We start from the raw sequence: 23,282 nt of genomic DNA on the forward strand, positions 1-23,282 counted from the left end.
CTTTAAGTTAATTCAAAACTTTTTCTTAAAATTAACGGAAAATTTGTCTGGACTGAGCCTACTTAGATATAATAGAAAAGCTTTATTTGACTTGTGCGTGAGCAATCCAGATATAAAAGCAAAGAAAGCCAGTCAGAACACAGATGGAAGCCAAAAGACTATTCCAAGTAAGTGGAATGAGCAAAAGAGAGCTGACTAATTCAGTAAAAATCAATCCCAGTAGAACGATCGCAATGTGATGACGTTGGGCATAACTGCACAAAACCGCGCCGATAGGAGCCCCCACAACAACAATAGGCACCGAGGCCAGCCAATATTCTCGAACAGGGAAACCAAAGTCGTTAAGGAATAGGCCGTGCAGAACAAACCCTGCGATCGCATTAATTGCCATCAAGGCAACTGAAGTCGGCGTGCTAATGCTCTCGCACATTTGAAACAGCAGCACCATCACCGAAAAGGCAAAAATATCAATTCCCGAACCCACCAGCCCACTAATGATCCCGCCGACAAAGCCCGTCGTCCACCAAATAGCCCGTTCTTGATGTCCCCAAAAAGGATGCAGAATACACCGTTCACTATTACGTAGTTGAATAAATACCATCACCAATCCAAAACTGCTTGTCATCATAGTGAATGACAACCTAATAAAATCAGGAGGCAGCCGAGGTTCCAGCAACAGCGTGCCAATTACGATACCTATCAAGCCACCGTTGCTGGCCCACCAAATGAGTCGCCAGTCTATCTTAGTTTTCATGGCGATGATGGTAAGCGTGGCAGCGGTCATGCCCACACTTTGAATGGCGAGGGCAAATATCTTAGCCTCGTGGGGTGGTACCTCCAAGAGTTTTGTCAGGACAGGGAATGCAACGGCCCCGCCACCCATGCTAGTACCGCCTGCCACCATCGAGCCAAACAGCATCGTCAATGTTATTGGCCAATAAGCCTGCAAAATATTAATAATAGAAGTCGGTCCTAAAAGGATAAACCAGACACTCCAGACGAATGAGGCAATCAAGAGACAGATGCTGAGTTTATGCTTAGCCGCACTTGCTAGAGCCTTCATCTTAAAAACACTCGCATGGATTGATGACCTCCGCGCTAGCACTTTGTGATGGAAGCAAGGAGCCGAATACTCCAACAGATAAAGCTTCACCCAATGACAAACACAAATAAGATTTAGATCGAAAAAGTTGTTTAAAAAAGGAGTTTTTTCCTGGATACTGTTTTTTCACTACTAAGTTTGTTCTCTGCAATAGATTCAGTTTCAATCAGGTCTACCAACAATAATTGCTTTAAAATAAATTCAATAAGCTGAGTCAAGCTACTATCATTAAAAAATTGTTCAATGGGAATTTGGATCTGGAGATGTTGCTCAATATGGGTCCTTAGAGTGAACACCATAAGAGAATCAAGATACGCAGCCATTGATTCCTGAGCATTGAAGTCAGAAATTGGGCGTTGAAGATAGGTCGCTAGCCATTCTAACAAAGCTATTTCTAAGATTTGCCGACTTTGATTAGGTCTGGCGTTTAAAATTTTTGAGCGGGAAATATAGCCCACCTGAGACAACGAGGATTGAGGAGCAGCCTCACAATAAGATGTTGCGATGTGCTGTGTAAGTTCTTCATCTAGGGGAGGAGCTGGAGTTGCTCCAAGTTTTACATCTCCCCATCGTATAACCATTGCTGCCGCTGTTGATGCTGCGCCAGTCGTATAAACAAGCACTAAATCATCTTCTTGAAACTTGGCATTTTGCATCCCGTGATACAGGTTTGCAATCGGCGAAACAGGACCAATATTTGCATAGTAGGGATAGAGATTTATAGTGTTATTGGAATCAATTTCTAGTGCTTGAGTACAAACGTTTGCATACCAAGCAGAGGGTGTATTAAATGAAAAAAACTTTATTTGCTCAAGCGTTACCCCAGCAGCAGTGAGCGCTCCCTCGCAACATATTCGAACAAATTTAACAGCCGTTTCAGCAAGAGAACTGGCGTTTTCACCTGTGCGCAGACAAATACGTGGCTGGTCTTGTGCATTGATAGCAGGCTCGTAAATATAGGCTCCTCTTGTTTCTGCAGTATGTATCATCTTTGTACCCAAAATCCCCTGATGTGGTTTCAGCGAACTAACGACAAATGCCCCTGCTCCGTCACCCAATGACCACGAAAGCGTATCATCGTCTGCTCTAACATTTGAACCAACATGTGAAACTACAACTAAAACATGTCTGTGCTCGTTAGCCTTTACTAAAGCACTGGCATTCTGCAATGCTACTAAAGCACTGGAACATGTTGCTTCCAAGTTCCAGGCTGGCGCTTTCAGCCCCAACTGTTGGGACAAGTCAGAGGCATCTTGTAAGCCTAAAGACTCTGAAAAAATAGAAGTGACTATTAGTAATTCAACCTCATCTGAAACTAAGCCAGCCGCCGACAAAGCATCTTGAGCCACACGATACTCGAGGGAGCGTGACGACTCTTTAGCTCCAATTACTCTTCGCTCCACACTGCCTCGAAATGGATCGGGCAAATATGGTGCAACTGCACGTGACCAGATATCAAGCCCATCTGCACTAGGAGTAAATTGACGAGGGCGTTTAACTCGAACCCGTTTTGGTGCACTTAGAGGTGCCTCAGATGACAACTTTTCTTGCCAATATTCATTAGTTCGAATTGTATCTGGAAAACATAATGCTAAGGAGCGGATTCCAACTGCATCCATTACCATGATATAACTCCTTTTAATGATCCTTGAATCTCTTTTAAAGGGAAATACTTGTCAAATCCCGACACTGTCACATCAGGAAAAAAATTCAAAGTTTCCCAAAAAGTATTTTCAGCTTTTCAATATGCCCCTAGTTGAGACGATAAATGCTCTTATGCAACCAAACCTAGGTATGAGCTTATGCCGAGAAATTTCAGTTAGGGCAGAAGTTATAAGCCCCTTGGATCCTAAATCCACAGCTGGTCAGGATTTTCTAGCCCAAACAAATATCCCGAGACTATTTGACCTTAACAAGGTCTAAAATCTAAACAGTCTAAAGAATTGCATAACTTGAGTATCTCGCTTTGTATCAACCAAATTGAAACAGCGTACCCTTTGACTTCTCCAGTATTTGGTGAATATTTTTATCGCTCTTCAGAGGCGAATATATCAGTGTTGATAATACTCTCATTATTAACAGAGAAAATGACTGATTGCAATACTTTATCTTTCTAAAAGCTCAAATTAATCGAGCTAGGTTGAAAAATATTAAAATCATCTCGCATCTAACAAATTATCCTATGGTCCTTCTAGATATAGATTTATAGCCTTGGTCATATTGGTTAAGGCAGTTCATCTCCCACGAGGGCATTCAGCTACAAAGCCAATATGACGAGCAAACTTCTTAATGCATCAGAATTTTCTAACCCTATTCACCATCAGAGTTAACATTTCCAGACAAAATAATAATATTGTCGGTAAATCTATAAAAAAAGGTCTGTATCTGTTTGGACAGAATACAGACCCTTGGCAATTTCTTGAAAATTACGATTATTTACGCTGGTTAAGAGGTCTTGACCAACATAAATAACTCTTACACCGTACTTACGACGACATCTGTTGTCAATGCTATATCTGTTAGCGCACCACTGCCAACAAATGTGACGTCCATCCGCGCAATCTCAGACACTCCCAAGATAATCTCTTGTATACTATTATCAGCTAAACTTGGAATATCTACAGCTTCAATTAAGTGATTATTTTCGTCAAATAACTGAATAGAACTGCCTGACTCTTCTATATCTAGGAAGCCAACACTGGCAACATTGACTAGCTCATCCCACTCAAAACGTAGAGTGCCACCTCTGGCATTGTCATCGGGGTCATTACTATCCCCATCTTCGGAAATAATTAGCACGTTCCCCAACTCGGGTGCCAGTAGGTCGTTATCGCCGCCTGTGGGCTCAGCACTGTCGAAGATCATTGCTCCATAGGGATTATCCGGTGTTGAAACCTCTAGCCCCTCAAATTGATCAGTGATAATAGTGCCAGCCGTTAATACGAGGTCATCAGCCATCTCAAAATCGATGACACTGATAGAACCAGGATTCACATCTGGTAACTGACTAATAACGGTAACGTTTTGATCAAGAGAATCACCTGTGCCATAGACATATTCAAATGCAGCCTCATCTTCAAATAAATGTGCTCGTAAAAATAAGGCACTCCAACGAGCAATTGTCTCTGTTGCAATGGCTTGATCTAACGTGGAGCGGCTTGGCTCACGTAAAGGATTATCCTCATTTGTGATGCTGTAATGGTTAGCGCCCTCAACAGTGATTAAGGCTTTCGGTGGATTAAGAATCAGGTCGTAGGTTTCTTCACTAAGAATAGATGGAACTACACCATCCAACTCACCGACTATCAAGCCAGTCGGTATATCGTCGTTATTAACTGGCAGAGCCTCTTCCGTGAAAGTGTCTCTAAAGCTTGCCGCATAAAAGATGCCTGCCATTAATTCTGGCGGTCGAACATAGTCTTCGTCTTCAGAACAAAATTCGAGTAGGCAAATGTCTTCTTGAATAGCACTTAATCCAGCTGCGCCACCAAAGGAGTGCCCTAGCAGTCCCATCTTATCTGTATCAATAATCTCAAAAACTGGAGACGAACTGTCTGTATCCTCTAATAGCATTTGTGTTAAAGTCTCATTCACTTGCTGCTGCTCGGCAAGCAAGCCAGATAACGAGTCCCCAGTCGGAGCAACTATTGTTCGTTCGTTATTAGGAACTACGACAACAAATCCATAACTCGCTACTGTAGAAGCGTAATTTGAGTATTCTGCCTTATCCAGAAAAGCCCCCTGAAGCATTAAAGCGATAGGAAATTCAAGACTATCTTCAACGGGATCAGGTAAAACGGGAAAATAAATATCTACGGGATCCTCTGCCGCGATCATCGTAGTGTAACTATCAACTTCATAATCAGAGAACTGTGTTATTATTGCCATATTGCGCTTCTAGAATCAATATTCAGAACGACTGGATAAGTTTGTTGCCGATAAGCCTGCTGATAACTTTATTTAGGCTCGAATATTGGCTTAACACCAAGGAATGACAACACACCAATGCATCAGGTCTTAAAGGTAGTAAAAGAGCGTAGCAGTATATCCAAAGAACTTGTTTCTAGCATCCTCCAGAACCTTTCATGGAAAAAGATGTCTCTACTACATTACCAGTATTACCCATACTGCCCAGAAAACCTAATAAATAAGTTAAGGAAAAAATTTGTAAGTTGTAGCACCCTTAATAACAGTACTCGCCATCCCTAGGGCACTAATGCCCAGGAAAAGACCGAATCACTACCTGAATCTTTGATTGACCCACACACATAGCTGAGATCGCGCCATCAGCAGGATACCAAAGCTTGACTGTCCAACCTACAGGGGCTTGGTCAATCTTGGCCGGAATCACTAATTTGGGTTCGGGAAGCCATGCAATCTCTATATCTGTCATGGGATAGCTCAAGCCCAACCCAATAGCCTTGAGGTGAGACTCTTTCAAGGTCCAGTATTTAAAGAAGCCTTCCAATCTTTCGACATGGGATGTTGGTAAAGTAATTTGTTCATTTGATGTGAGGCAGTACTCGATTAACCCCTCCAAGCGAGTTCGGAATTTATCCAAGCGAGTTCGCGAGGAGATCTGTTCAATATCTACGCCCAGTAGTACTTTGAATCCGATCGCATACACGACCCATTCACCGCTGTGAGATAAATTAAATTGTAAAGACCCATCGGGAATTGCCAAACGAGGTTTTCCGTAAGAATTGTAGGCAAAAACCAGCGATTTGGGTGCACAGTCAAGATAGCAGGCTAAGAGATAGCGTAATCCGCCTCGGCTTAGAATAAAGCGTTCTCGATCTTGGCATCTGAAAAATCTCTGGGCACGCTCACATTCATCATTAGATAGCCACTTAAACCAGCGATCAAGTTCAAAGCGAAAACAAGGTATGTGTAGCTGCCAAACGTGAATATGCGAGCAAACCGGTAACGTCAGATTCATTGGAGATGATGGACTGATGGAGTCATCTGTCTTGTTATTGAGTTTTTCAACTAGGAGACTCAACGCAGTTAAATTTCATCAGTTTAGATAATAATCTTTTGGGAAACAGGGGATCATGGGGAAAGAAATGATTACCTGGAACGGGTTCTAGGCTAAATGTATTCGTATGCTGCTGCCAGGCTGCCACATCTGCCTGAATCGCAATGTCATCCCATTGTCCCCAAAAGCAAGTAATTGGACAATCTAGCGGAGCACTAGGGCGATATTGATATGTTTCCAGTAATGAAAAATCTGCCTTCAGAGCAGGGAGCATTAAGCCCATGAGCTCAGGATTATTCAAAACCTCTTCAGACGTGCCACTATATCGTCTTAATTCAACAATGAAGTCAGGATCAGGCAAACCATGTATTGGTTTAGTATCCGGTGGTAGATGAGGGGCGCGGGCTGCTGCTGCCCAAAGATGTTGAGGAGTAAGCTGAACTGTCTCTTGTAGCCATCGACAAAACTCAAAAGCAATCCGTGCTCCTAGACTATGGCCAAAACACGCAAAGGGAACATCTAAAAAAGGTAATAATTCAGGGCCTAAGGCTGACAGCAATAAATCAATGTTAGTAAATGGAGTTTCCAATAGACGCTTACCTCGTCCAGGCAACTCAAGTGCACATACCTCAACTGTCGACGGTAATAGTTCAGACCATTTATAAAATACTCTGGCCGAACCACCTGCATGTGGAAAACATAGCAATCTCAGCTTAGGATGAGATCTTGGATGGAAACAAACCATCCATTTATTCATCAAAAATGTCTCTCTCATAAGCTCAAGTAACAAAAATATGCCCTATATGCATGGTTTTTATCGAGTAATTTTCCCTTGTGACAACATGAGACGATCAACCTTACCATTTGCTGTCAACGGAAAAACATCCAAGACCTGAAAGTCTGATGGAACCATGTATGACGGCAATTTTTTTTCGAGAAAACTGCGAACTTCTTCAATGTTAAGAACGTGTCCTCGGTGAAGAATTATATAAGCTGTTAAATATTTTTGATGCTGTTGTGTTTCTGCAACCGTAACTACGGCATTTTGTATGGAAGGGTACTCTGTAAGTACGGCTTCAATTTCTCCGGCTTCGATGCGGTAGCCCCGCAATTTAATTTGAAAGTCAACTCTACCTAAAAATTCGATATTACCATCTGGTAAATAACAACCTAGATCTCCAGTCCGGTATATCCGCTCACCAGTTCGAGGATGATTAATAAAGTTAGCAGCTGTTTTTTCATAGTTGCGCCAGTAGCCTCTAGCTAACTGCACACCGGCACAATACATTTCTCCTGGAACCCACACCGGACAGTCTTCAAGATTATCATTTAAAATATAGTACTTCGAATTAGCCATAGGCTTCCCATAAGGAATACTCTTCCAATCAGGATTGACTGAGCGAATTAGATAACCAATATTCCAGATTGTAGTTTCAGTGGGTCCACCAATACTTAGAATACTTAAATCAGGTGAGAGTGCTTTTAGGCGATTCACTAGGGAAACTGGTAGCCAATCGCCGCCCAAAATTGCTAAGCGTAAGCTCCGCGGTAGCTTTTCAGACGTAATATCAAGATAATTGACTAGCATTTCCATCATGGCAGGCACTGAATTCCATAGAGTTACCCGCTCTTTGATCAACAAATCAAGCCAGTGACGAGAAAATTTAACAGCAGCAGCATCTGGCATCACAATGGTTCCTCCAGCTACTAAAGGACCAAAGATATCATAAACAGATAGATCATGGTTGAGGGCAGTGAGTGCTAAAACCCGATCTCTGGAATTCACCTGAAAAAGCTGATTAGTATGGATAACCACATTGACCACATTACGATGGGTAACCATTACCCCCTTAGGTAAACCTGTGGATCCAGATGTATAAATGACATAAGCCAGATCATCAGGACTTTGGATTAGCGATAATTGAGAATAATTACCCTGGTGAAAATGTTCTTGATCAAGGGCTAATCGACGGATCGACGATGGCCAGGATAGCTTCTCGTCTAGCCATGACTGAGTTATAGCAATGTCTACACCGCTATTCTCTAAAAGATATTGGAATCTTTCTGGCGGTAACTCAGGATCAACTGGAACATAGGCAGCGCCAGCAGCTAAGATACCAAGCACCGCAACAATCTGTTCCCATCCTTTCTCCATAACAATTGCTATTAGATGATTAGGTCGGACATCTAACTGTCTTAAATAATGACCTAATTGGCTAATGCGTTGATATAAAATTTCATAAGTGAATGATTGTTTTGGGGTAACAATGGCAATTGATTCGCCCTGCTGCTGAACCCGTGTAACAAATAAGCTATAAAGTGTCTCCTCAGATAACGAGGTGGATGTCTCATTAACTGTATCCCTCTGCTCAAGTTGAGTGCAAGGAATCATCTGCAATGTATTTGCATGCCAAATGTCTTCCTCATAAGCCAGGCGTTGTAATAAATGGCAGAGAGACACTAGCATATCTTTAGCCATGCCAGGTGGAAAGAGACCTTCATCAACATTTAAACTAATAGTTAGCGTGTTGTTTTCTTCCCGATATCGACATTCTAAATGAGCAGGAACTGTCACAGCTGGGATGGCTATATCATTCTTTGTGGCCACATCTTTTTTAATTTCTGTAGGCTCAATAAAAAAGGATGTAGCCAATATAGACTTTAGCTTTTCTAAGGAGTTTTCAGACAATGAGGTTAGTTGTTGAAACTGAACTTCTGATCGATGTTTTGGATTATCTCTCAAGCGTGTTGCGATATGCCTAGCTTTATTCCCAAAAGAGTCAGAAGCAGAGTGATTGATCTCTAGTAAGGTGAATGAATTATTACCTGGCTTGAATTGATTAGCTGCTAACCCGAATTCGGCTTTTGCACCGATATCTGGAGCTAACTGTTCAACCACATTAATGGTGAAGTGAGAGTTTTTACTCCAGGCTGTTAGAACTTCAACGTAGCTTGCTAACACAATCTCACTAGGCATTAACCCAGACTGCACAGTCTGTTCTCGCAGCCGAAGCCAGGTTGCAGAATCAACTTGGTGACTATACTGGATCAGCTTGGGATTAAGCTTATCGAGGTTTCGTGATAAAGGTAGTTCTGGCGCTAACGGTAAAGCTTCAATACGATGTTGCCATAAATCCAGCCATTGATTATCAGACTTAAGACCCTGATAATCATTTTCTTGATAAAGTGAGACCAAAACAGATGGACTGTTCATACTCATACTTCTTTCCTTAAGCCTAAATGATAGAAAATCTTGATTAAATAAAAGGTGGAGATCAATTTAATCTGGGAAATTTTGGTAGGTGGAAATATAGAATGCAAGAGCTAGAAGTATTAGCCCTGCTGCATTCTATATACTATCTCCTTTTCCCAGAATTACTCCCCACCTTGAATTGATACTCATAAAAGATTAAATACCTATGAGTGTAGCGATCATATTGCGATGGATTTCAGACGTACCAGCATAAATAGTACCAGCAATAGAATCTCGGAGTTCCCTCTCTAATTCATAGTCAGTCATATACCCTCTAGCACCATGAATTTGGATGGCATCCTGACAAATTTGAAGCAAACTTTCACTGATAAAAACTTTAGAAATCGAAGCTTCCAAGAAAGCTCGTTTACCTTCTTTCTTCAGCCATCCTATTTTATATAGCATTAGCTTTGCTAGCTCTAATCTCATCTTCATATCAGCAATTTTGTGGGAAATTCCTTGAAAAGAACCAATGGACTGGCCAAACTGATGCCGTTTTCTAGCATAGTTGACACATTGTTCCAAGATTCTTTCCATCACGCCCACCTGGCTAGCAAATAAAAATCCTCGTTCCCAAATAATTGTTGACTGGAAAATATTATAGCCTTGCCCCTCCTGACCTAAGCGATGGTCAACCGGTACCTTACAATCTTGAAAAACTAATTCACCCATCGGTGCCGTACGAAGCCCTGACTTTTCCCACTCTTTCTCGATCGTCAAACCAGGTAAATCTTTGTGGATGATAAAAGCAGAAATTCCTTTCTGAATATCTACCTCTGAGTCAGTACGAACAAATGTAACATAGACATCAGCAATAGGAGCATTGCTAATAAACGTTTTGGTGCCGTTTAAGATGTAGTAATCTCCATGACGGATAGCTTCAGTTTTCATCTCAAAGGCTGCTGAACCGGACGTTAACTCTGTTAAAGCATGTCCTCCAAGAGATTTTCCTCGACAAAGAGATGGTAGATACTGTTGCTTTTGAACCTCAGTGCCAAAATTGGCGATTGAGACGGCACAACTCCAAAGATGATTGTTGATGGCAAATACTAAGCCATTATCTTTGCAACCATAACCTAACCCTTCTAAGCCCAATATAATCGTCAAAAAATCTAGATCCTGTCCGTCATACTCCTTAGCAATTGGCCAACCTAAGATGCCAAAGTCGGCACATTTTATCCAACCTTCTTGATTAAATTCACTATTCCGATCTCTCTCAATTAACCTTTGATTTAATTCCTTTTGAGCAAAGCTAATGACTGACTTACGGAAGTCAAGTTGATCTGAATCCCAAGCAAAACTTATACTCATTATGAGAAATAACTGGCAATTATGATATGCATAAACTTTGTAGTACTCGACAGCACAAGTTAATACACTGACGCTGATACCAAAGGGGCAGAGAATACATCAAAACATTAGTGACTAGTGGTGACAGAGACTTTGTTCTCGATCAATCGAGTCATCGCATTAACCGTCCTAAAATTTTCAAAATCAAGTTCCTCATCCCTGATAGTCAACTGAAATTCTTTCTCAATGAAGAGAACCAGCTGCATGGCAAACATAGAATTAATAAAACCGGTTGCGAAAATATCTTCATCTTCTTTCAATTGATAATCGCTAAAGTGACCTGATAGAAACGAGTAGATTTTTTCTTTTATTTCTTTCATTTTTGTTAACCTTATTCAGTAAAAATGACCTCAAAACTTCGTGAATATTCAAGGATAAAAGCTTAATCAGATACCTTTTGCCCTTGAATGTAGGTGTAAAAACCTTTACCATTCTTACAGCCATATAGCCCCGCATCTACCATCTTCTTGAGTAGGGGACAAGGGCGATACTTGTCGTCATTAAAACTTTCATACAAAACCTCAATCGAATAAAGAATAGTATCCAAACCAATGAGATCTGCCGTCTCTAAAGGCCCCATTTTATGGCCAAAGCATCCTTTAAATAACCGATCGATTTCTGCAACAGTAGCAACCTGATCTTGTAGGATAAAAATTGCCTCATTGATGGTCAACATCATGACTCGATTAGTTACAAACCCTGGGGAATCATTGACAACAATCGAGTCCTTACCCATTTGTCTTAACAATGTTTGAGCACTTTGAATCGTCGCGTCAGCGGTATGGTAACCGCGAATCACTTCCACCATGGGTTTAATTGGAACAGGATTCATAAAATGCATACCAACTACTCGATCTGGCCGCTGAGTTACTGAACCGAATCGTGTAATGGAAATGGCTGATGTATTAGCTGCAAAGATAGTCTCAGCAGGACAAACTTCATCTATTTTTTCATAAATAGTTTGCTTTAAATTCCATTTTTCTGTGGCATTTTCAACGATAAATTCAACATCTTTAAGTTGTTGATAATCTGTGGAAAAAATAATTTTATCAAGAATTTCTATAGTACTCAGCTCAAGAGAAATGTTAGATTTAGAGGCTGAGAAAAAATTTTGCATGCGTAGATTTTTTCGTATTTCGGCTTCAGCTCTTTCCAAAATCCGATCAGCAACATCTAACAACGTAACCTGATGACCTGTCTGGGCTAAATTTTGGGCAAGACCAATGCCCATTGTGCCAGCACCAATAACACCAACTGATTGAATCTTCATAACTGCTATTTCAGAACTCAGTGAGTATATGAGGTAATGTAGACTCGCCATCACTAATCACTCATCGTCCAACATTTCCCCAAAGTGGATTGGAATAATGTTTTTTACCCTAACCCCTTGGTTTGAGCCAAGGACAATCGCATTAGTTAACGCATAGGATGGCGTGTGACTCTATGCTCTAATTCTTCGCCGATCAGCAACATTTTACATCTCTCCGTTAAGGACTACTAATAGCTGATCGTTAGGCCGCTTTTGAATATCCATGCTCTGCTAAGGATTTTCAGGAACATTGTCTTGACCAAGTACTTTTACAACAACAATTTTCCAGCTAAACAGTCTACCAAAAAGTGAAGGTGGCGTTCTCCAGAGAATGAGTTGCAGTGCGCTCTGTGCGTGAAACAATGATGATCTAAAGATTCTCTCAGCTCATTTCTTAGTTGTTGAAAGCGGCTGATTTCTACCAAATAAATTCCGTGACCAACTACATCAGGATAGTTAACGTCATGACCAGACTAGCTTTAAGATAGTTGGCGTTTAATATCTCAAGGCATGAGAGATAGAGTCGTATGAATATCAGATAGGCTTGAGCTTGAACGATTAGAGCAGTCACTCAAGCTTCTTCTCAAGATTTCAAAACTAAATTGGTTAACATTGTATTCATCTTATTAACAGACTCAGTGTACTCATTTTGAGGAATTGATTCAGCTACAATTCCTGCTCCCGCATTCAGATAAGTACGTTCACCATATTGATAGGCTGAACGAATTGCGATCGCTAGATCTGCTTTGCCACGACTATCAAACCACCCAATACCTCCAGCATAAAGACCTCTGGGCTCGGATTCCAAATGATTTATCCATTCCAGAGCTTTATCTTTGTTGATACCGGAAACTGTAATTCCTGGAAATAACACTTTTAAGGCATCCCAAAAGGTTTTATCAGGCTGCAGCTGGCCACCAACTTTTGATGACAAATGTTGTACACATCGGTACCTTTTAACCTCCATAAAGTTGAACACCTGCACTGTACCTGGCAAACAAACGGATGTAATTTCATCCTGTGCTAGCCACACAGATAAGGCATGCTCTTTAACCTCTTTGGCATCTGTAAAAAGTTCCTTGCTCAGCTTGATATCTTCCTCTAAAGTACTGCTACGAGGTCGAGTCCCTGCTAAAGGATTAGTCGTTACAAACCCATCTTGACTCACCTCTACAAGGGTTTCAGGGCTAAAACCAACAGCTTTTATGTCCTTAAAATCCAAACAATAGGAACGAGCTGCATTATTTACTTTTGAGCCAACCTCGTAGGTTCCTAAGACATCTAAGGTACCAGAAATCTCACGTGATCGAGCAATAATAGCTTTATGCAAGTGTCCTTCTTTAATAAGATTAACCATTTGATTGACAGAGCTTTGATAGGCCTCTTGATCGCTATCATCACATATCAAAGATGCTGATTCAAAGCTGGGCATCTGACCATCAAAAAAGAGTTGGTCTCTAATTGTTTCTAGAGGTTTAGTTGTTTTAATCCTGACCCCCTCTTTGGTAAAGCGTAACTCAGTTTCAGGAATAAAAAAATGGCAAAGCGGTTGGTCAATTGCCTTAGAATAAGAAGAATAAAATCGGGCTATATCAAAGGCAACATAGCCATAAGCTGTCCAATCTTCAAAGCGTAAGGAATTCAAAAGATTCTCGACTTGTTTAAGGGGATCACTAACAGGTTCAGATTTAGATGCACCTAATCCCTCTAAAGAAATCTGTTCCTGAGTGACTAAAACTTTTGCTAACTCACCCCCAGCTATACAAGTCTCGTCCTTTGACTCGTACATCATATACTTAGAAAATATTCCGGTTTGGAGAAGATTATGCAAAATAATCACGGGTTCTCTTTTGCCAGGAATAAATGTTTCATAGTACTTGGTCGAAGGTTTAAAATCCAGTACCATTTATTTTCTCCTTTTGGGGTTACATACTTTTCAACAGACTAAATTAGAATTCCTGGTATTGCTTAATTGGCAATAGCTAATGGAGGTTCAGAAAGCATATTTTTCAACATCTGTCGATGAATTTTTCCTGTGGATGTGCGAGGTAGGCTATCCAAAAAGAACATACGTTTAGGTGTCTTAAAATGGGGTAGTCGCTGCTTGGCGAACTGATAAATCATTCTTTCTAATTTTGGGGAAGAGATTTGCTCTGGCTTGAGACTAATATAGGCGACAATTTCAGTTAACTGCTCACCATGGGTAGAGGAGGACACCACGGCAACTTCATGGATGTGTGGGTGCTGATGCAAGACCTCTTCTATCTCCAAAGGTGAAATCCACTGCCCTTTAACTTTAAACAGTTCATCCTTCCGTCCTACGAACCAAAAGAAACCATCACGATCTCGTCTATACCTATCTCCAGTTTTCATCGTAGAACCATGAATTGCCTTACGAGTCTCCTTCAGGCGATTCCAGTAACCTAACATCAGGCTAGGACCGCTAACTTGCAGCTCACCAATCTCACCAATAGAGCAAGAAAGCCCTTTTTCATCGACAACTTGAACTTCGTAACCAGCCACAGGGTATCCAGAGCTACCTAGTCTTGACTTTCCTAATTGATTAGAGAGAAATATATAAAGAAATTCAGTTGTGCCAATTCCCTCACAAATTTCTAGATGATGAGTATCAAACCACTTCTGCCAAATACTGTTAGGGAGTTTTTCAGCAGCCGATACACACAAACGTAGACATGAAGAATCAAAATTAGAAATGTCCTCCACCTCTAAAAGATCGGCATATACACTGGGTATTCCAAAGAAAACTGTAGGTCGATAGCGTTTAACATCATCAACTATATCAAAAGCACTTTTAGTAGCAGAAAGTACTGAAGCAGCCCCCATCGTCATGGGTAGGTATAGGCTATTGCCTAGCCCATAGGCAAATGCCATACTGGCAACCGAATAGGTAATATCATCCTGACTTAAACCAATAGTACTTTGACCATAATTTTGGGCACAGAAAAGAAAGCTTTGATGTGCATGAATGACGCCTTTAGGCCGCCCTGTACTACCCGATGTGTACAGCCAAAAAGCAGGCTCATTGGGAGATGTTTGAGCATGAGTCATCAATTCACTTCTATGTTCAAGCGATGACAAGAAGGGATTTTCACCATCCACAAGCAGGGTATGACACAAATAGTCTAATGGGAGAGATACTATTTCTTCTTGCCATACCTGAGCTGTTAGCAAAACCTTACTCCGAGAATCCTGAAGGATATAACCAATATCTTCTACGGAACAGGTGGGGTTAATAGGGACAGGCACAGCGCCCAACCAAATTGCACCTAAAAAGAAAAATATCCACTCAGGTTCATTTTCAAGGAGAATACTCACTCGATTTTCCTGCTCTACACCTAGATCAGAAAGTAATTGAGCACTACGCTTGACCAAACTATTTACTTGGGTATAAGTATACGTTCCAAGTCGAGTATAAAAAGCGATCCTATCACTATACTCTATGTTTAGATTACCCTCAATGAGGTATGCAGCAAGATTAAAAACATCAGGTAACTCTTCGTTGACGCTTTTCATGGCAATTGTCCTATGGTTCCTGCAATCATTAGCTAGCTGATTAAGCTGAAGTCAACTTTAGGCTCACCAACACAAAGGTTTTGTCGTTACACAGGGCGAACACACTTTGCAATAGAATCAGTCGGTGGATTGTTTAACTTCCAGTTTTCAATCTCTTCTTGAGACCATCTACGATAAGGGCCTCCTTCTACAGGCTCTGGCAGGTTAAGGTCAATTCCTAACTGATTTTCGAGCCATTTTTGGAACAAGTAGTGATACGACATAACGGCACCTCCGTCACCATGGGGACGATCCCACCGGGCCAGCAATGAATCGCCAAAATGAAACTCGGTTTCCTCTCCGTTGTAAATGTGTCGAATGACGGGATGCAAAAATGCCGCACAGGAAGTGTCTACCGGATCAGAGGGGCCCATAAAGGTAATAGCTGGGTCTTTAAAGTTATCGAAACCAAACTCAAGCGTAAAAACCAGGACATGTTTTCCGTCAAAATGGCGTTCTCTTACATGATTGAAGGGAAGTTCCTCAAAAATCGTCGCTTCCGTCATATCATCGGCTAGGACAACAACATCCGAAAGAACACCAAAAAGCTGAAAGATAGCAGACGCGATGCTAAATCGTTCGTACATCCAGTCCAAAAGTTTATCCCAATCTAATGGTTTTATCGTCTTGCTGGGCAGAGGAATATTTTCATAGCGCTCCTCTATAAGCTTGAACAGTGTTCGTATAGCATACCGGAAGCCATGTATGAAAGCAGATGAAGCTTTTCTATCAATGCTCTGCATGGCCGCACCGATAAAGAACATGTTAGGAACATTTTCCGATTCCCAGATGGGAGTCATCTTTGGAAACTTACCTCGTTTCCAAGATAATGGCATGGCCGATTCATCAAAGAGTTCTTCATCAAACCAGCGCCAACCAGAACAACAGATTATGTGGTCATACTCACGAGTCAACTCAAGAGAGCCAGGAATGTCTGAATTTGGATAATCATAGCTATGATTAGTTTGCAAACAACCATTTTCCAGACGAGTAATTCGCTTTAATCGAGGATTTAGTACAGCATGTAGCGACTTTAACTGATACATATCAAAGATGTTATTGTTAACAGCCCTCACATCTCCGACAAAATGAGTATTCCATGCGAACTTGATAGGTTCTTTAGCAAAGACGTGAACGAAGCTAGCAATCCCTGATAAAAACTCCGCTGTTTCAAACGCTGAATTACCTTGTCCAATAATACAGACTCTCTTGTTCCGATAAGTTTCTGGATCGAGGATCTGATCATCATAAACTGTAGCCAGCTCAATGCCTTCAATATCATCTGGCAACAGCGCTTTCACTGGGCCTAATCCAAGAAAAAGAGCTTCACACTCATAATGGACCCCATCCTCTGTTGCGAGATGAAAGTGCCCATTGTCATAGCGCTTGATTTTAGAAACCGTAGTGCCGTAAGTAATATTTAAATCAAAGTGTTTAGCAAAATCCTGAAGATACTCGTAAAGTCGATCAGCACTTGGGAATAAATCATCTGAGTACTCAGTAAAGCGCATCTCTGGATCATCAGACAATAATGAATTCCAATCGTGACGCAAATTAAAATCATCCTCAGGGAAATAATTATTCTTCTTATTGATGGAGATAAGCTTGCGATGTAGCGGATATTTAGAAAAAAAGGACCCTGCAGTTTGATTACGCTCTAAAATAACATAATCTTTCTGATTTTTTTCCATAAAATAGCCAAGCTGCAAGCCACTCGGACCGGCACCTACAATAATGTATTTATGACGTCTAACATCCATAACTATCTCGGCTCCTTGCTTCTTGGAAATTCTTTCAACTCGAACTGAGCAGATCTACAGAATTAATCACAAAATAGATTTACTGAAACTTCACATATCTTTTGGTACAGTAGATCTGTTTTGCGATTTTCATTGATTAGGGAATTAATCTAGTTACGCCAAGAACTTGTCACACGCTATCTTAGATTAAATCAAAACTGCCTTAAAGCCTCTAAAATCCCGAACCAATCCAAATAAAGCGATAGCTTTATAGAATCCTAAGTCAGATGGCTTTTCAAAACAGATTACATATCCAATTGCCTAAGATTTATCCTAATAAAATCTTAGGCAGAATCTCTAGAAGGAAAAAATGTCTTACGCTTAGTTGAAATTCCTTAAGCGAAAACAAATTATCAAAGCACAAACAGCAACTCATATTTTAAAGACTTACCAAAAACAGCAACACCGAAAAGAAGTGCTTTGAAGACCGACTTTACACCGTATGATCGTCTTTAAGTAATCACTCCTGGGATCATTTGCTTGAACTTCTCAATCTTAACCTGCTTGTAAACCTCCCAATACGGATCATCTTTAACAAAGTCGCTTGCTTCAGAGTCTGACTCGACGTTTAAGCAAATACAGATCACAGTGGTATCAGAGTCTTCATCATAAGCAAGTCCACCAAAAGCAATCTGCTCCAAGTGATTTCTCATGTAAACACGATGTTGAGGTCGCAACGAACTCATTAGCTCTTGCCTATCTTGATCTAGCAGGCAGTGAAGAAAGTAAGCGATGATAGCACCTCCTAATCTCAAATCTTGATCTACTACAAAAACTTACTACAAGAATCATGTACTCTCCAAAAATCTTGAGAATCGTCCAAAAATAATTGAAAGCTAATCTTTTTCAAAAAACATTCAGCAGCTATATCACTTAACAACACAATAACCTAAACTAAGCCATTGACTGTAACAAAGTGCGTTCCTCTATATTCTATTATAAGAAAAGATTCTCTCATAACAGAATGGTAGTTGACTCTACAGAGCAAGTCAACTATTTAAATATGCAGAAAGCCTGGAAACATCAAACAACTCTTCATCAATACTGACCATAATAGCCTTTACTCATGGATTGAGAACTTTTTAAATGACGATGGATATGAACTAAGACAATCAATCTTAGCTATCACTAATCTAGAATCACTCTGTACCCGTCTGTCAAAATCTAGGCTTGAAAACTAATTTTCCATGTAAACAATCCTCAACAAGCTAATCCCATCCACATGATTCACAATCTCTCCAAAAACAAGATGAGTCTGCTTAACTAGCATTTTCAGAATCTTTAGATATGGATGAATTGATTAAATCGCAAACCTCACTTAAAGTCTTATCTCGACGGCCTTCTAGCTTAATCCTGACACCAAATTTCTGCTTCAGTACAACAGCGACTTCGACTATTTCTGTCGAGTCCAACTGTAAATCCTTATAAAGGAAAGAATCTGGATTAAGCTCATCTGTTGGAATACCTAGCTCATATAAAATATCCATGAGCACATTCATTGGTTGTAATGCATTCATAAATTAAATACTTCGATAAGTCAATTAAATCTTTTCTAAGAGGTGAACAAGTTGTTTAACTGTTTGATGCTTCCATCTCAATTCTGAAAAAAGTGGAGTATGGTTCTCTCAATCTAGTGCTTTAGGAGGGTTAAACTCCAGTACGTATCTTCTAGATATATGTTATCCAGCTTTCGTTATTGTCACTTCTACCCATGACAACAAGGAGCCCTCCAGATTCTCAAGTCAAATAAGGAAAAGCTTGACCCCAAAAACCTTAACCAGGAAACCAAGGCGTCTCATCAGCAGGAAAAACGATAATATCGAAACGTAACATTATAGATTGAACATCTACTGCTTCAATCGACAGGGATGCTAAAATAAACAACTTTCCCCATTCAACGATCAACTCTAAACTTCAAACATACAATTCAGAGAGATTGAAAAACGAACAGCTAGTTTAGATAAACCTAGAAAACAGATGAAATATTCAAGCCGACCAGGAAAAGTTAAGTAACGGTCCATTTCCATGTAGCCTGAATTTTAAAGTATTTCATTCCTCTAAACAACATAAGTGTTGCAAAAGCTTTTTCAAATCACTTAACCTTCAGAATTGACTCTTTAAAGGTTACCTAGACTACTTATGACAGATGAATGAGTGACTTTTTTCAGATAGACCAATCAAGAAAGATTACCAGTAGCTAAAGAACCTTTCAGTGGATCTACTTAATAATATACTCTATATCATACTTTATGACGTAAATCTCATTGCTTTACATTCCTTTGCTATTTGATTAGCGTTATCAGACTCCAAATAATTCTGGCAATGAGCTTAGATTTAGCAAGTTATCAATCCTATCGCCATTTGACAGCGCATCGGTTATATATGATTCCGCCGCATTACAGTGCCGATTTAGCAATTGAAAGCTATCTCAAGCGATATGTAATATAAAGGGGGCATGGCATCTATTGACATAAATTCTCAATAATGCTTTATTACTATTGGCAAGCAAAGAAAGTATGGAGATAGAATCTAGGATAAACATAGAAAGCTAAGTCAACCTGAAAGGCTACAGTCGGGGTGTTGTCCTAACACAACGATTCATGGCTTTTGGATGATGATTTTAGCGATACAACAGAAGGTTGAAGACGTGTACCACAATTGATACGTTCGGTTTAACGTTTTGTGCTGCAATTACGACTACCAACGTTCCTGAATATGTTTGAGACAGTAGGTTCTTGAAAAAGCTCTTACACAAGTAAAGTCACTGCAAGTGAGTATCTCTTTTGGGGCAATGGAGTTCATCGGAGGGGTAAACTTTATCCAATGAGCTATGGATTTATTTGATGGATTGTTCAGGTCGCTTTATGCCATAAGGAATCAAAAGTCCCATTCTGCCAAAGGATGCTGGGTCATCGAACGGGCCTTTGAGGATGGAAATGTTACCGACCATTGATTAGAAGCTATAACTCCTAAGAAACACAAACTAATCAACCCTAAAATAGACTGATTGTCGACAGAATCACGACAATTGTGTTTCTTGCCGGTTGAGCGAACAGCCCTGCTATTCGTAAAAGGCTCAGATCTTGCAACTGGCGAGGCGGCGTTAGCTCACCATGGACTCAAAGTTGCACGGCTAATCGAATCAAAACCCACTAAAGGGGTTGAGAGATCGGTAAAAGCTCTATATCCAGAGCCCTACGGCCAAGTTTTCACCTTAGCAGACAGCCCTTAATTAGCGTTGGATTTTGAACCCGACGTGGGTTATTGCCTCATCACCAACATACGTGCAAGAGCTGAGTATAAGAATTTAACCGAGTCATCCAAAGTGATGGTTCACAAAAGTGATGGTTCACAAAAGTGATGGTTCACAAAAGTGATGGTTCACAAAAATGATGGTTCACATTTTAATGACTCAATTGATTCTTCGGAAACGGGCATAATTTCATAGCTTCCCTCTCTGCTCGTTAAAATAGTTTCTTACGCTAATCTTGCTGGCTAACAAAGTGATTTTAGAGAAATGCTCAGCATTCTTCAGGCTTCCTCCGAATAAGTAAGTGTAAAAGAGAGTAAGTTCATACATATGTTAGGAACATATCAATAAGTATGACCTTAGACTGAAATCTCTTATTGAACTTACTCATTGACAACATCAAACTTTGCACACAGACGTCATGAAAGTAAATTTCTCTGTTCGAAATATAGACGAACTATTTGCCGAATTGAGTCATCAAGAAGATTTAGCGATCAGTTCAGAAGAATATGAGCATACGTTGATATTTCCGTCGCGTATTTGCAATGGTTTGGTAAAGAGTTATAAGTTACGTCCAGGATTTGAGCTATCGGTACAAAATACTTTATTTCCAAAGCGTCTTATCTTAGAGACTGAATTTAGCCACCCGGCATCTTTGACTCTCGGCTTCTGCGTTTCAGGCAGTTCCAGGGGAACGATCAAAGGGGTCAAAGAGGAATTGAGCTTCAAATCAGGGCAAATTGGCTGGGGTGTTACATCCGATACACTTGGGACAATTGAGTATTGTGCTGGAAAACCATTTTCATTTATCAATATCTCCATGGATACTGAAGTGCTCGATACTTTATTGAATGGCCGTGCTGAGTCGCTCCCTACCCAATTTCAGCGGCTTATGAAAGGGAAAGATAGGTCCCCTTATTTACAAACTGATTGGATGACGCACACAATGAAAATGGCCATGCAGCAAGTCTTAAAGTGCCCATACCATGGCCTCACAAAACGTCTTTATCTAGAAAGCAAAGCACTTGAAGTATTCGCCTGCTTTCTAGATCATCTTTCATCTAGTGCAAAGACAAAATCTCGAACTCCTGCCCTCAAACCTACTGATATCGATCGAATTCATTGGGCCAAAGAGATTCTGTTAAATGATTTAGCTCATCCACCTTCATTAGCAAGCTTAGCTAAACTAGTTGGTCTAAATGATTACAAGCTCAAGATTGGTTTTCGTCAAGTTTTAGGTAAAACTGCTTTTGGCTATCTTAGAGAGCATAGAATGCATCATGCTAAAGACTTACTTGCCACCAGGGCGCTCAGTATTGTTGAAATTGCACGAGCTGTCGGCTATGCTAGTGAAACGTCTTTTAGTGCTGCATTTAAAGAGAAATTTGGTGTGCCCCCGACTGTTTATAGAGCATCGATCTTTTAGGGAGCCTGAGAAAAGAGGTGTTGCTGAATTAAGGGGTGAATCTAACGGGCATCGGTAACACCGCCAAACTCCAGGTAGTGAGTCAGCGACCAGTGGGAATGTTTCAATATATCCAGCAACTTTAACTAGTAAAGGGGGTTGTAATGAGGTTGAACGATGTAATGTCGTAATTCAATATACCCTCCTATAGGTATTGTGTATACTCTAATGCACATCTGAAATGAATTGAAGATAGCTCTCTTGAGCCAAATAGTGGACGCAGGCCAAGTCTATCTATTAAGCGTTGAGAACGGAACAAGGTTGTTGTTTTATCGAGAAAGCCTTGGGGAGGTTCAGAAAGGATCATTGTGCTAACGTCTTAGTAACCTGGAACACCTAAGGGTCCACACTAACTGTTCTTGAACGGTATAGTAACCGCTCAAGAAAAAGGATTTGATAAACTCCAATTTTAGACCTGTTGTGCTTGAGCAACATAGTTCCAATGAGCAATCCGAATCTCGAGGCCCAAGTCATGGGCCAACAGCTGTAAATCTTCTTGGAAGATCTAGTGGCTAGCACTATTGCTATCGCCTGCATCACACAAGGGGCTAATTGAGGTAGCCGTGGGATAGTCGTTGATGCCATGCTGAGTCCACCAATGATAGATGGAGTCACAGGCAAATTCCAAGGTGTCTCGACTGGTCCCAAGGACGACTCAAGAAACACAAACATGTCATTGCTATCGATACCCCTTTTCTGATGCCGGTCATTGTACGCGGTAAGCAGGGGGACCAGGCAACTGCTCAAAGAGCGGTGTAGCTATGTCACTGAGTATCTCTTGACCGGCTCTCGGTACGGGACCGTCCCTTGTGAGATACGCGTGATTTGCACCTATAACAGGCGAATGTTTCCGCTCGCGACCCTGCTGGAGTTTATAGCCCATGCCGTTAAACGATACTGTCCCCTCATCCAGGCTGTTTTCTTATCTACTGAACCATAACAGTGTTCATTTATGCTCTACTGAGGATAGATGATGATCCGTTTGGGATAGGAAATATGGAAATATTTATTGTGATGAACTGATTACTGCTTTAGTCCTGTAGTATTAACTTGGGTCAGATAAGAGAGGATAAGGTTAGTTAATGAACAAACATTTGCGGCCTAAGTAGCTGGGTTTTGAAGCATAAATGCTTTTTCAAACCCTAGGCTTAGCGAATTTTTAGATTAACCTGATAGCAAGATGCATGGCTCACAATTTAAATT

General features: G+C 40.7%; 15 protein-coding genes and 1 pseudogene. 1 reads left to right on the forward strand and 15 read right to left on the reverse strand.

What is annotated here, in order from left to right; translation table 11 throughout:
- Positions 1 to 82: 82 nt before the first annotated feature.
- The 14 genes from QGP82_RS01355 to QGP82_RS01420 form a co-directional block, all read right to left on the reverse strand.
- Positions 83 to 1,063 (reverse strand): sulfite exporter TauE/SafE family protein, encoded by a 981-nt coding sequence (locus QGP82_RS01355; RefSeq protein WP_163666358.1) that lies wholly within the window; start codon positions 1,061 to 1,063, stop codon positions 83 to 85.
- A 131-nt stretch (positions 1,064 to 1,194) separates the two neighbouring features.
- Positions 1,195 to 2,727: a 3-oxoacyl-[acyl-carrier-protein] synthase III C-terminal domain-containing protein gene (locus QGP82_RS01360; protein ID WP_163666356.1), complete on the reverse strand. Its 1,533-nt coding sequence runs from the start codon at positions 2,725 to 2,727 to the stop codon at positions 1,195 to 1,197.
- 850 nt (positions 2,728 to 3,577) lie between these two features.
- Complete coding sequence (locus QGP82_RS01365) at positions 3,578 to 4,990, reverse strand: alpha/beta hydrolase family protein (RefSeq protein ID WP_163666354.1); 1,413 nt, start codon at positions 4,988 to 4,990, stop codon at positions 3,578 to 3,580.
- Between the two features lie 325 nt (positions 4,991 to 5,315).
- Positions 5,316 to 6,104, reverse strand: coding sequence for a 4'-phosphopantetheinyl transferase family protein (locus QGP82_RS01370; RefSeq protein WP_163697750.1), 789 nt, complete (start codon positions 6,102 to 6,104; stop codon positions 5,316 to 5,318).
- Positions 6,088 to 6,855 carry an alpha/beta fold hydrolase gene (locus tag QGP82_RS01375; protein ID WP_163666350.1) on the reverse strand — a complete coding sequence of 256 codons (768 nt, stop codon included), beginning with the start codon at positions 6,853 to 6,855 and terminating at the stop codon, positions 6,088 to 6,090. The genes QGP82_RS01370 and QGP82_RS01375 overlap by 17 nt, the downstream gene beginning before the upstream one ends.
- Positions 6,856 to 6,894: 39 nt before the next feature.
- Entirely contained in the window at positions 6,895 to 9,294 is a 2,400-nt protein-coding gene (locus QGP82_RS01380) for a non-ribosomal peptide synthetase (RefSeq protein ID WP_163666348.1), read from the reverse strand.
- Positions 9,295 to 9,489: 195 nt separating this feature from the next.
- Positions 9,490 to 10,644 carry an acyl-CoA dehydrogenase family protein gene (locus QGP82_RS01385; protein WP_250565033.1) on the reverse strand — a complete coding sequence of 385 codons (1,155 nt, stop codon included), beginning with the start codon at positions 10,642 to 10,644 and terminating at the stop codon, positions 9,490 to 9,492.
- 107 nt (positions 10,645 to 10,751) lie between these two features.
- Positions 10,752 to 11,003 (reverse strand): acyl carrier protein, encoded by a 252-nt coding sequence (locus QGP82_RS01390; protein WP_163666346.1) that lies wholly within the window; start codon positions 11,001 to 11,003, stop codon positions 10,752 to 10,754.
- Between the two features lie 62 nt (positions 11,004 to 11,065).
- Complete coding sequence (locus tag QGP82_RS01395; RefSeq protein ID WP_163666345.1) at positions 11,066 to 11,953, reverse strand: 3-hydroxyacyl-CoA dehydrogenase family protein; 888 nt, start codon at positions 11,951 to 11,953, stop codon at positions 11,066 to 11,068.
- A 622-nt stretch (positions 11,954 to 12,575) separates the two neighbouring features.
- A complete protein-coding gene (locus QGP82_RS01400; RefSeq protein ID WP_163666342.1) occupies positions 12,576 to 13,898 on the reverse strand; it encodes a salicylate synthase in 1,323 nt (440 codons plus the stop codon).
- Between the two features lie 62 nt (positions 13,899 to 13,960).
- Positions 13,961 to 15,526: a benzoate-CoA ligase family protein gene (locus QGP82_RS01405; RefSeq protein ID WP_499056744.1), complete on the reverse strand. Its 1,566-nt coding sequence runs from the start codon at positions 15,524 to 15,526 to the stop codon at positions 13,961 to 13,963.
- 86 nt (positions 15,527 to 15,612) lie between these two features.
- The gene (locus QGP82_RS01410) at positions 15,613 to 17,325 is read right to left on the reverse strand and encodes an NAD(P)-binding domain-containing protein (protein WP_163666338.1); all 1,713 of its coding nucleotides are present in this window, start codon (positions 17,323 to 17,325) and stop codon (positions 15,613 to 15,615) included.
- Between the two features lie 491 nt (positions 17,326 to 17,816).
- On the reverse strand, positions 17,817 to 18,005 hold the full coding sequence (locus QGP82_RS01415; protein ID WP_163666336.1) for a hypothetical protein: 189 nt from the start codon (positions 18,003 to 18,005) through the stop codon (positions 17,817 to 17,819).
- Positions 18,006 to 18,623: 618 nt separating this feature from the next.
- Complete coding sequence (locus QGP82_RS01420; RefSeq protein ID WP_163666334.1) at positions 18,624 to 18,881, reverse strand: acyl carrier protein; 258 nt, start codon at positions 18,879 to 18,881, stop codon at positions 18,624 to 18,626.
- Positions 18,882 to 21,035: 2,154 nt separating this feature from the next.
- Between QGP82_RS01420 and QGP82_RS01425 the strand changes: the two genes are divergently transcribed.
- The gene (locus QGP82_RS01425) at positions 21,036 to 22,040 is read left to right on the forward strand and encodes a helix-turn-helix transcriptional regulator (RefSeq protein WP_163659773.1); all 1,005 of its coding nucleotides are present in this window, start codon (positions 21,036 to 21,038) and stop codon (positions 22,038 to 22,040) included.
- Positions 22,041 to 22,584: 544 nt separating this feature from the next.
- Here the strand turns inward: QGP82_RS01425 and QGP82_RS01430 are convergent.
- Positions 22,585 to 22,722 (reverse strand): annotated as a pseudogene (locus QGP82_RS01430) (ISAzo13-like element transposase-related protein); the annotation flags it as partial.
- Positions 22,723 to 23,282: the final 560 nt, after the last annotated feature.

This window comes from Leptothoe sp. LEGE 181152 (assembly GCF_032906605.1).
In the GTDB taxonomy this organism is placed as follows: Bacteria; Cyanobacteriota; Cyanobacteriia; order Phormidesmidales; family Phormidesmidaceae; genus Leptothoe; species Leptothoe turfae.

Bases quoted from the DNA above. Each gene is read 5' to 3' on its own strand.
- QGP82_RS01425 (WP_163659773.1), top strand. From the start codon at position 21,036: ATGAAAGTAAATTTCTCTGTTCGAAATATAGACGAACTATTTGCCGAA.
- QGP82_RS01385 (WP_250565033.1), bottom strand. From the start codon at position 10,644: ATGAGTATAAGTTTTGCTTGGGATTCAGATCAACTTGACTTCCGTAAG.
- QGP82_RS01395 (WP_163666345.1), bottom strand. From the start codon at position 11,953: ATGAAGATTCAATCAGTTGGTGTTATTGGTGCTGGCACAATGGGCATT.
- QGP82_RS01365 (WP_163666354.1), bottom strand. From the start codon at position 4,990: ATGGCAATAATAACACAGTTCTCTGATTATGAAGTTGATAGTTACACT.
- QGP82_RS01380 (WP_163666348.1), bottom strand. From the start codon at position 9,294: ATGAACAGTCCATCTGTTTTGGTCTCACTTTATCAAGAAAATGATTAT.
- QGP82_RS01405 (WP_499056744.1), bottom strand. From the start codon at position 15,526: ATGAAAAGCGTCAACGAAGAGTTACCTGATGTTTTTAATCTTGCTGCA.
- QGP82_RS01400 (WP_163666342.1), bottom strand. From the start codon at position 13,898: ATGGTACTGGATTTTAAACCTTCGACCAAGTACTATGAAACATTTATT.
- QGP82_RS01355 (WP_163666358.1), bottom strand. From the start codon at position 1,063: ATGAAGGCTCTAGCAAGTGCGGCTAAGCATAAACTCAGCATCTGTCTC.
- QGP82_RS01390 (WP_163666346.1), bottom strand. From the start codon at position 11,003: ATGAAAGAAATAAAAGAAAAAATCTACTCGTTTCTATCAGGTCACTTT.
- QGP82_RS01420 (WP_163666334.1), bottom strand. From the start codon at position 18,881: ATGAATGCATTACAACCAATGAATGTGCTCATGGATATTTTATATGAG.
- QGP82_RS01410 (WP_163666338.1), bottom strand. From the start codon at position 17,325: ATGGATGTTAGACGTCATAAATACATTATTGTAGGTGCCGGTCCGAGT.
- QGP82_RS01375 (WP_163666350.1), bottom strand. From the start codon at position 6,855: ATGAGAGAGACATTTTTGATGAATAAATGGATGGTTTGTTTCCATCCA.
- QGP82_RS01360 (WP_163666356.1), bottom strand. From the start codon at position 2,727: ATGGTAATGGATGCAGTTGGAATCCGCTCCTTAGCATTATGTTTTCCA.